The 9,087-nt window shown below is 72.2% G+C and carries 8 protein-coding genes and 1 pseudogene; 2 read left to right on the forward strand and 7 right to left on the reverse strand.

Annotation, left to right across the window (positions count from 1 at the left end; genetic code table 11):
- From Q0L54_RS08195 to ndk, 4 genes and pseudogenes are all read right to left on the reverse strand, one after another.
- A pseudogene (locus tag Q0L54_RS08195) lies at positions 1-198 on the reverse strand (hypothetical protein); the annotation flags it as partial.
- A gap of 52 nt (positions 199-250) precedes the next feature.
- Entirely contained in the window at positions 251-511 is a 261-nt protein-coding gene (locus tag Q0L54_RS08200; protein ID WP_296667002.1) for a hypothetical protein, read from the reverse strand.
- A 158-nt stretch (positions 512-669) separates the two neighbouring features.
- Positions 670-4,245 carry a chromosome segregation protein SMC gene (smc, locus tag Q0L54_RS08205; RefSeq protein ID WP_296667004.1) on the reverse strand — a complete coding sequence of 1,192 codons (3,576 nt, stop codon included), beginning with the start codon at positions 4,243-4,245 and terminating at the stop codon, positions 670-672.
- 189 nt (positions 4,246-4,434) lie between these two features.
- The gene (gene ndk / locus Q0L54_RS08210) at positions 4,435-4,854 is read right to left on the reverse strand and encodes a nucleoside-diphosphate kinase (protein ID WP_296667007.1); all 420 of its coding nucleotides are present in this window, start codon (positions 4,852-4,854) and stop codon (positions 4,435-4,437) included.
- A 397-nt stretch (positions 4,855-5,251) separates the two neighbouring features.
- Between ndk and Q0L54_RS08215 the strand changes: the two genes are divergently transcribed.
- Positions 5,252-5,761 carry an adenine phosphoribosyltransferase gene (locus Q0L54_RS08215; protein ID WP_296667009.1) on the forward strand — a complete coding sequence of 170 codons (510 nt, stop codon included), beginning with the start codon at positions 5,252-5,254 and terminating at the stop codon, positions 5,759-5,761.
- 66 nt (positions 5,762-5,827) lie between these two features.
- Here the strand turns inward: Q0L54_RS08215 and Q0L54_RS08220 are convergent, their stop codons facing one another.
- The 3 genes from Q0L54_RS08220 to Q0L54_RS08230 are packed head-to-tail and all read right to left on the reverse strand — an operon-like array spanning position 5,828 to position 8,090.
- Positions 5,828-6,277, reverse strand: a complete 450-nt coding sequence (locus Q0L54_RS08220; RefSeq protein WP_296667011.1) for a hypothetical protein — start codon at positions 6,275-6,277, stop codon at positions 5,828-5,830.
- Positions 6,274-6,696 (reverse strand): DUF4233 domain-containing protein, encoded by a 423-nt coding sequence (locus tag Q0L54_RS08225; protein WP_296667013.1) that lies wholly within the window; start codon positions 6,694-6,696, stop codon positions 6,274-6,276. The genes Q0L54_RS08220 and Q0L54_RS08225 overlap by 4 nt, the downstream gene beginning before the upstream one ends.
- On the reverse strand, positions 6,693-8,090 hold the full coding sequence (locus Q0L54_RS08230; RefSeq protein ID WP_296667016.1) for a folylpolyglutamate synthase/dihydrofolate synthase family protein: 1,398 nt from the start codon (positions 8,088-8,090) through the stop codon (positions 6,693-6,695). Before Q0L54_RS08230 ends, Q0L54_RS08225 begins: the two co-directional genes overlap by 4 nt.
- A 96-nt stretch (positions 8,091-8,186) precedes the next feature.
- Between Q0L54_RS08230 and Q0L54_RS08235 the strand changes: the two genes are divergently transcribed.
- Positions 8,187-9,087, forward strand: a 901-nt coding sequence (locus tag Q0L54_RS08235; protein WP_296667020.1) for a hypothetical protein, incomplete at its 3' end; no start/stop codon positions are given.

The raw sequence follows: 9,087 nt of genomic DNA on the forward strand, positions 1-9,087 counted from the left end.
CGGCTCCGGCGCCTGCTGGGGCGCGGCCGGGGCCTCCGCATCGTCCACCGGCGCGGGCGCGGCGGGTCGCGGAGGCTCCTTGGGCGGCGCTTGGCGCGCCTTGCCCACCACTGCGGCCGCGGCACCGCCGAGCACCGCGAGCCCCGCGATGATCGCTACGAGAAGATCGCTGTCACCTGGGATCCATGAGACGTCCACGGGCATAGTCTCTCAGGTCATCCGGGGCACGATGGGCACCGGGCTGGAGCGTTCAGGAATGCGCGCTCTCGAGCTCGCGTGACTCCCGCGGCGCGCGCGGCTCGCGCCGGGCGAGCGTTCCGACCACGTCCAGGGTGGGCGCGGGGCGCTCGAGCTCGTCGAAGAGGTGCTCGCGCACGGGCCGCCGCTGCTCGGCTCCCAACAGGATCCGGATGAGGCGCTGGCCGCGGCCCTCCGCGGCGAAGGCGGCGACGAACACGATCACCGCCAAGAGGCCGGCGACGATGAGGGTGCCCTCCATGTGGCTGAACATCGGTAATCCCACAATCTGCTGAAACTGGTGTCTGGCGAGCCCCTCGGCCGGGTCATTGTCACCCGAAAAGGACGAGTCGGGCAAACCCCACTTCTGGGGTGCGCCCGCACCAGGCACAACGCAGCGCGGCCGCCGTTGTTCCCGACGCGTCGAGCGCGTCAGGCCGCGTCGTCGTCCTTGATCCGCTGACTGATGACGGTGGTCACACCGTCGCCGCGCATCGTCACTCCGTACAGGGCGTCCGCGATCTCCATGGTGCGCTTCTGATGGGTGATGACGATGAGCTGAGAGTCCTCCTGCAACTCCGTGAAGATCTCGAGCAGGCGACCCAGGTTGACGTCGTCGAGCGCGGCCTCCACCTCGTCCATCACGTAGAACGGGCTCGGGCGGGCCTTGAAGATCGACACCAGCAGCGCGACCGCGGTGAGGGAACGCTCGCCTCCCGACAGCAGCGAGAGCCGCTTCACCTTCTTGCCCGCGGGGCGCGCCTCGACCTCGATGCCGGTGTCGAGCATCCGCGACGGGTCGGTGAGGACCAGCCGTCCCTCGCCGCCGGGGAACAGCCGCGGGAAGATGCGCTCGAACTGCACGGCCGTGTCCGCGAACGCCTCGGCGAAGATGGTCTCGACGCGCTCGTCGATCTCCTTGACGATGGTGAGGAGGTCCTCGCGAGAGCGCTTGATATCGGCAAGCTGATCCGTGAGGAACTTGTGGCGTTCCTCCAGCGCGTCGAACTCCTCGAGCGCCAGCGGGTTGACTCGGCCCAGCTGATTCATCGCCCGCTCGGCCTGGCGCAGGCGCTTCTCCTGGACCTCGCGGATGTACGGCGTGGTCTCCGGCTCGGCCTCGCCGTCGCCCGCGGCACTCGCGAGCGCGTCCGGGTCGAGGACCGGCACGGGCATGTGGGGTCCGTGCTCCTCGACCAGCCGGTCGGGATCCACGCCCAACTCGTCGACGGCACGCTGCCGCAACTGCTCGAGGCGAACCTTCTGCTCGGCCCGCGCCACCTCGTCGCGGTGGGCGTCGTCCGTGAGGCGCGAGTACTCGGTGGAGTGGTCGTCGACGCTCCGGCGCACCTCGGCGAGCCGGCCCGTGCGCTCGGCGCGTTCGGCCTCCACGGCGGCGCGCGCATCGTCCGCACGCTGGACGGAGACGTCGATGAGCGCCAGTGCATCGGCCGCACCCGCGATGACCTCGCGCGCGGCCTGCGCCTGGTGCTCCCTGCGCGCCGCCGCGGCCTCGGCGCGCACCCGGGCCTCGCGCTCGGCGAGGGCGGCACGCTCGAGGCTCTCGGCGCGGGCCGCGAGCGCACGCGCGCGCTCCTCGGAGGTGCGCAGCGTCAGCCGCGCCTCGGTCTCCTTGGCCCTCGCGACCCGCGCGTCGGCCTCGTCGCGGTCGCGCGCCTCCTGCGCCGCGCGCGTGTCGGCCTCGAACTGCTCCGGCTCGGCCTGGGCACCGGACAGGCGCTCGGTGAGGCTCGCGAGCTCGTCGGCGTCTGAGCTCATGCGCCCGTGAGCGAGCTCGAGCTGGTGGGACAGGCGTTCGGCCTCGCCCTTGGCCGCGCGGGCCTGCGCGCCCAGCTGGCCCAGCTGCTCGGCGACGGCGGCCATGCGCGCATCCGACTCGTTGAGTCGCGCGAGCGTGCGCTCGTGCTCCGAGCGCGCGTCTGCCTCCGCCGCCTCCGCGCCGCGGATTCCGAACTGGGTCTCCTCGACCACGGCGGCCGCCGCGTCCCGCTTGATCCGCGCATCGTCCAGGGCGGCCTGCATGTGGATCACGCTGGGCGCGTCGCCCGCCCCACCGGACGCGCTGCGCGGGCCCAGCAGGTCCCCGCGCCGCGTGACGGCCACCACGTCGCGATGTTCCGCGACCACCGCGCGCGCCGCCGCCAGGTCATCGACCACCACCACGCCGGAGACATGCGCACGCACGGTGTCCGCGATGCCAGCGGACCCTTCCACCAGGTCGGAGGCCCACGCCGCACCGGGCGGCAGGTCCACCGGCGGGTTCACGACGCGCGCCTCGGGATCGGCCACCATGAAGCGGGCGCGGCCGGCGTCCTCGTCGCGAAGCCAGCGGATCGCGTCCACGGCGTCCTCGACGGAGTCCACCGCGAGGGCATCCTGCAGCGGGCCGAGCGCGGCCGCCAGCGCATCCTCCGCATCGTCCCTCACGTCGATGAGGGAGGCGACGGTGCCGCGCACCGCCTTGATGTCGCTCGCCAGCAGCGCCCCTGCGCCGTCCTTGCGCACCAGCGACAGCTCGAGTGCCTCGCCGCGCGCGGCCCACGTGTCACGCTCGCGCATGGCGGCGTGGAGGGCGTCCTTGAGCTCGGTCAGCGTGGCCTTGGCGCGCTCCCACTCCTCGGTGGCCGCCTCGTGGCGCACGTCGAGGTCCTCCTCCCCCGCCTCGACCGAGGCGACCGAGGTCTCGACATGCTGGAACTCGGTGGTCGCGTCGTGGGCGCGGCGCTCCGCGGCGGCCAGCTGCTCCTGCAGGCGACCGATCTCGGACTCCGTCGACTCCACCCGGGATCGCTTCGCCGCGACCTGGCCCGCGAGCCGCGCGACGCCCTCCCGGCGGTCCGCCACGGAGCGCAGCAGGTTCCCGTGGTGGCGGTCGGAGCCGAAGGCCTGAGTCTCGGCCTCCTTGCGGGCCTCGATGGCGGTCTCGAGCTCGACGGCGGCGGCGGCCACCTCGGCGTCGAGCTCGGCGCGCGCGGAGCGGGCGCGCCGCACCTGCTCGTCGAGGTCCACCAGGTCGGCGGGCGGCGCGGAGTCGACCGCGCTGCCGAGCATCCGGAGACGCTCCTCGGCGAGGGTGCCCAGGTTGCGCAACCGCTCCCGGATCGCGCTCAGGCGGTAGAAGGTGTCGTTGGCGCGCGTGAGCGCGGGCGTGGCCTCGGCGGAGGCGCGCTCGAGCTCGGCGAGCTGCGCGCGCGCGGCCGTCAACGCCTCCTCGACCGCGGCGCGACGCTCCAGCAACGCGGTCTCGTCGGCGTGATCCTTGCTCATCGACTCGGAGAGCGTGGCGATGTCGTCAGCCAGCAGGCGCGACCGGGCGTCACGCACGTCGACCTGGATGCGCTGCGCCTGGCGAGCAACCTCCGCCTGCCTGCCGAGCGGGCCCAGCTGGCGGCGAATCTCGACGGTGAGGTCCTGGACGCGCGTGAGGTTGGCCTGCATCGAGTCGAGCTTGCGCAGCGCCTTGTCCTTGCGGCGGCGGTGCTTGAGGATCCCGGCGGCCTCCTCGATGAAGTGGCGCCGGTCCTCGGGGGTGGCACGCAGCACCGCGTCGAGCTGTCCCTGACCCACGATGACGTGCATCTCGCGGCCGAGGCCCGAGTCGCTCAGCAGGTCCTGAATGTCGAGCAGGCGGCACGCCGAGCCATTGATGGCGTACTCGGAGCCGCCGGATCGGAACAGGGTGCGCGTGATCGTCACCTCGGAGTAGTCGATCGGCAGGGCGCCGTCGACGTTGTCGATGGTGAGCGACACCTCCGCTCGCCCCAGCGGAGCGCGGCCGGAGGTGCCGGCGAAGATGACATCCGCCATCTGGCCGCCGCGCAGCGTCTTGGCGCCCTGCTCGCCCATCACCCACGCGAGCGCATCCACCACGTTCGACTTGCCGGAGCCGTTCGGGCCCACCACGCAGGTGACCCCGGGCTCGAACTCGAGAGTGGTCGCCGACGCGAAGGACTTGAAGCCTCGCAGCGTCAGCGTCTTGAGATGCATGGCGCCGAGTCTAGGGGAACCGTTGACCCGCTCCGGTGAGGCACGAGGAGCCCGCCGTGGACCGGCCGCAGGCGTCTCGGAGGGCCCGGTCGTCGGGGGGTTCGCGGAGCGCGGCGAGCGCGGCGCTCGGGGCGCTGGCGGCGCTGGCGGCGCCTACAGCACCCACGGCACTCGCCGTGCCCGCCGTGCTTACAGCCCGGGGAACCAGATCCCGATCTCCCGGTCGGCAGATTCGGGCGAGTCCGATCCGTGGACCAGGTTCTGGATCACCGGCAGGTCCCAGGTACGCGCCAGGTCCCCGCGGATGGTGCCGGGCGTCGCGGTGGTCGGGTCCGTCGCACCGGCGAGCGATCGGAAGCCCTCGATGACGCGCTCGCCCTCGGCGACCACGGCCACCACCGGGCCCGAGAGCATGAACTCCACGAGCGGGTCGTAGAAGGGCTTGCCCACGTGCTCGGCATAGTGCTCGCCTAGCAGCTCGGGGGTGGCGCGCCGCATCTCGACCGCGACGAGCGTGTATCCCTTCGCCTCGACGCGCCGAAGCACCTCCCCCGACAGGCCGCGCTTGACGCCGTCGGGCTTGACCAGGATCAGGGTGCGTTCCGTCATGGTCGCGAGCCTAGCGCGCGCTGCGTGCCCGGCCGCTCCGGCGGGAGCCGCTGCCAGGGAATCCGCCAACGGTGCGGATTTGTGTCGTTTTCCGGCCGGAATACCGGTAACGGTGCGGATGAGTGTCGGTTGCCGTGCGGCTGCCCACGTCGCCCGGCCAGTCCGGCCAGCCCCGCGTGGCCGGCTTGCCCGGCCCGCGAGTCACCGGCGCCACCCCGCGGATGACCAGCGCCACCCGCCGGAGCGGGCCCAGAACGACACTGATCCACACCGTTGACCGGAATCGCGCGCCAGAACGACACTGATCCACACCGTTGATGCGGACCCGCGTCGAGACCACCACAGAGTCACCCTCGGGCACGTTCTCGCCGCACACGCCGCGTGACACGATGGTGCCGTGATCACGATCGACGACTTCGACACGTTCCCGGACTTCCCCATCGAGGGGATCCTCTTCTACGACATCGCACCGATCCTCGCGAGCCCCGATCGCTTCCGCGAGGCCTGCATCCAGCTGATGCCGCCGCCGGATGCCGAGGTCGACGTGGTCGCCGGAATCGATGCTCGGGGCTTCATCTTCGCGCCCGTCGTGGCCCAGACCCTGGGCGTGGGCATGACCATGGTCCGCAAGAAGGGCAAGATGCCCGGCGTCGATCTACTCGAGTCCGGAGTCGAGATGGAGTACGGCTCCGCCGACCTGACGGTCTCCGCCGGCGGCATCGAGGGCAGGCACGTATTGGTGATCGACGACGTCCTCGCCACCGGAGGCACGGCGTGCGCGGTGGCGGAGATGCTGGAACGCGGCGGAGCGGCGTCGGTGCGGTTCAGCTTCCTCATGGAGATCGAGGGCCTTGAGGGCCGTGCGGCGCTCGAGGGCTACTCCGTGGTCTCGGCCGTCATCGTCTGACCCTGACCCGCGCGCGCACGCGCCCCGCCCGCCCGCGCCTCGCCGACGCGAGGCGCGCCCCTCCTGTCAGTTCCGGCGGTAGCCGTGGGACCAGCGCACGGCGAGCAGCACCAAGGGCACCAAGGCCAGGGTCGCGAAGGACACCTCGTAGGCGATGAAGCCCTCGCGGATGTCCAGCGGGGTCGGATCCTGCGCGCGAACCCAACTGGCGTGGACGGCGATCCCGGCGACCAGCGCCGCGCCGGCCAGCACCCCGATGCCCGCCAGCAACCAGGGCGGCAACTGACCCGCACCGGGATTCTCGCGCAGGTACGCGCCCCACCGCCTGAGCACGTAGAACACGGCGGCGTTCAGGATCAGCAGTCCCGCGAACAACAGCAGGTAGACCGCCGCAGAGGGCCTCCCGAGACCGGCGAACCGCAGCAGCGACACGTGCTCGAGCTGCCAGAAGATCAGCGACAGGCCCACCACGCCCGCGGCGAGGGCCCCACCCATCCGCCACAGGAATCCGCTCACGCGGTCGCACCACCGGCGGACTCTGCCTCGTCGGCCCGGTCGGCGGCGGCAGCCTCGTCGCGCTCGCGCCGCTCGCGGTCGATGCGCCCGCCCAGCCGCAGTCCCGTGATCCACAACGCGAGGAAGATCGCGCCGATCACGGCGATCGTCGGCTCCACGAACCCGGCGAGCAGCATCGGGATCTGCAGCGCCCAGCCGAGCCACCGGCCCCACCGCGCAGTCTGCTTGCCGGCGGCGTACCCGAGCAGTAGGACCATCGCGAGTCCACCGGCCCAGATCAGCCCGCTGGACGCATCGATCTGCCCGGCGCGGCCCAGCCCCCAGAGCACCAAGGTCGCGAAGAACGCGCTCAGCGCCTGGAGGGCGAGCACCACCTGAGTGAAGACCAGTGTCGCGGGCCGCTGCGGCCGCGCGCTCATCGGGCGCGCCCCATGCCCTTGCGGCGGTCCGCGCCGGTGAGCGCACGCGCGTCCGCGACCAGGGTGATCGACCCGACCACCAGGACTCCCGCGCCGAGGTCGTTGTCGCGCTCCGCCAGCTGCACCGCGCGGTCGATCGCGTCGGGCACGGAGTCCGCCACCGTCACCCGGTCCTCGCCGTAGATCTGCTGAGCGAGGGCCGCGAGCTCCTCGACGGGGATTGCGCGCGGGGAGGACGATGCGGTCACCACCACGTGGTCGAGCGCGGGCTCGAGCGCCGCGAGTATCCCGTCGGCGTCCTTGTCGCGCAGCACTCCCACGACTCCCACGAGCGTCTCGAACGCGAACGACTCCTCGATCGCGCCCACCAGCGCCTCGACCCCATGCGGGTTGTGCGCGGCGTCGACGAGGATGAGGGGCGCGGTGCGCACGGCCTCGAGCCGGCCCGGCGAGGTCACGTTGGCGAAGGCCGTCTCGACAACCTCGCCTGACAGCGACTCCGGGTCCGCGCCGTCCGCCAGCAGCAGCTCGGTGGCCGCGAGCGCCAACACGGCGTTGTGTGCCTGGTACGGGCCGTAAAGAGGGATGAAGATGTCCGAATACGTCGCCGCGGGCGTCCGCAACGTCGCCAACTGACCGCCCACGCCGGGCTGACGCTCCACCACCTCGACGTCCTGGTCCTCCCACAGGGCTCGGGCACCGTGCTCGGCCACGGCCGCGGCGAACACGGGGGCCACGGACTCGGACTGCTCGGCGATCACCACCGACGCCCCGTTCTTGATGATGCCCGCCTTCTCCGCGGCGATGTCCTGCAGCGAGTCACCCAGCCACTCCTGGTGGTCGAGCCCCACCGGGGTCAGGATCGCGACGTCCCCGTCGGCCACGTTGGTGGCGTCCCAGACGCCGCCCATCCCGACCTCGACCACGGCAACGTCGACCGGCGCATCGGCGAACGCGGCGTACGCCAGCACCACCAGCACCTCGAAGAAGCTCATCCGCGGGCCGCCGGCCTTGCCGGATCGCACATCCACCAGGTGGATGATGGGCGCCACGTCGAGCCACAGCCGCACGAAGGCCTCCGCCGAGATCGGCTCGCCGTCGATCTGGATCCGCTCCCGCACCGAGCTGAGGTGCGGCGACGTGAAGAGTCCGGTCCGAAGACCATGCTCTCGGACAAGCGACTCCGTCATGCGGGCCGTCGAGGTCTTGCCGTTGGTGCCGGTGAGGTGAACCACCTTGTAGGCGTGCTGCGGGCTGCCGAGCAGGTCGCACGCCTCCCTCACGCGATCGAGGGTGGGTTCGAAGTCGTGCTCGGGGTTGCGGGAGACGATGTGCGCGTAGATCTCGCGCTCGGCCTCCTCGAGGCTCAGGCCGCCGAGGTCCAGGTCGCTCATGCGGCACAGTCTGTCACGCCGCCGAGGGCCCCCCGATCATCGACTGAGGCGGCCGCCATCCGGCGCGGCCTGGACCGCCTCGGCTAGGTTCGAGGCATGCGCACAGGTGGGTGGGCACGCGTTGCCATCGCCGCGGTCGCGGCGGCGATGCTGGCGGCGTGTGCGCCCGGACAGGACCCCGTGGTGGTCGGTTCGAGCCAGCCGCCACAGCCCGACTCGCCGCTGGCGACGGTCGCGCCTGCGGTGACGGCGGCCACCGACGCTCCGGCGGCGGATCCGGTCGAGCCGCCCGAGGTGGAGCCGTCCGGCCCGGTCGAGTCCGCGGCGGGCGTCGTGACGCCCACCACTCGCGGCAGCCAGGTGGGCGACGGGCGGCCCGAGTCCTGCACCTCGGCCGCGCTCGTGCGCGCCGTGCGCGCGGGCGGGGACGTGACCTTCGACTGCGGCGGTCAGATGGCGATCGTGCTGGACGAGACCCTGACCGTGTGCAACTCGGTTGGGTGCGAACCGGGCGGAGAACCTATGGCGCTGGTCCGCGTCCTCGGCGGCGGAGACATCACGATCGCGGGCGCCGGCGAGCGCTCGTTGCTCTACGCGAATACGTGCGAGGAATCGCTGGGAACCCTCGAGGGACCGTGCGAGGGCCGCACCACTCCCCGCGTCGTCCTCGATGGCCTGTCGCTCATCGATGGCTCGGCGCAGGCAGGGCCCCGAGGCGTCGCGGGTCCGCTCGACCTCGACGAGCTTCCCGGCGGCGGCGCGGTCGCCATGCGCGGCGGCCGGTTGTCGCTGCGCGACGTCTTCTTCACGGGCAACTCCTGCGGAGACGTCGACGGGGCGTCCGGAGGGGCCGTGTTCGCGCGCGACATGACCGCACCGTTCGAGATCGACGGGTCCACGTTCGCCGCCAACACCTGCGCGCGCGGCGGTGCCATCGCGGCGATCCGCGCGCCGCTGATCATCACCGGCTCGAGCATCGTCGACAACGAGGCCTCCG

Origin of the sequence: Demequina sp. (assembly GCF_024642165.1) — a bacterium.
GTDB lineage: Bacteria > Actinomycetota > Actinomycetes > Actinomycetales > Demequinaceae > Demequina.

Excerpts from the sequence above, each read along its gene's own strand:
- Q0L54_RS08200 (WP_296667002.1), bottom strand. The coding sequence starts at position 511 with ATGTTCAGCCACATGGAGGGCACCCTCATCGTCGCCGGCCTCTTGGCG.
- smc (WP_296667004.1), bottom strand. The coding sequence starts at position 4,245 with ATGCATCTCAAGACGCTGACGCTGCGAGGCTTCAAGTCCTTCGCGTCG.
- ndk (WP_296667007.1), bottom strand. The coding sequence starts at position 4,854 with ATGACGGAACGCACCCTGATCCTGGTCAAGCCCGACGGCGTCAAGCGC.
- Q0L54_RS08225 (WP_296667013.1), bottom strand. The coding sequence starts at position 6,696 with ATGAGCGCGCGGCCGCAGCGGCCCGCGACACTGGTCTTCACTCAGGTG.
- Q0L54_RS08230 (WP_296667016.1), bottom strand. The coding sequence starts at position 8,090 with ATGAGCGACCTGGACCTCGGCGGCCTGAGCCTCGAGGAGGCCGAGCGC.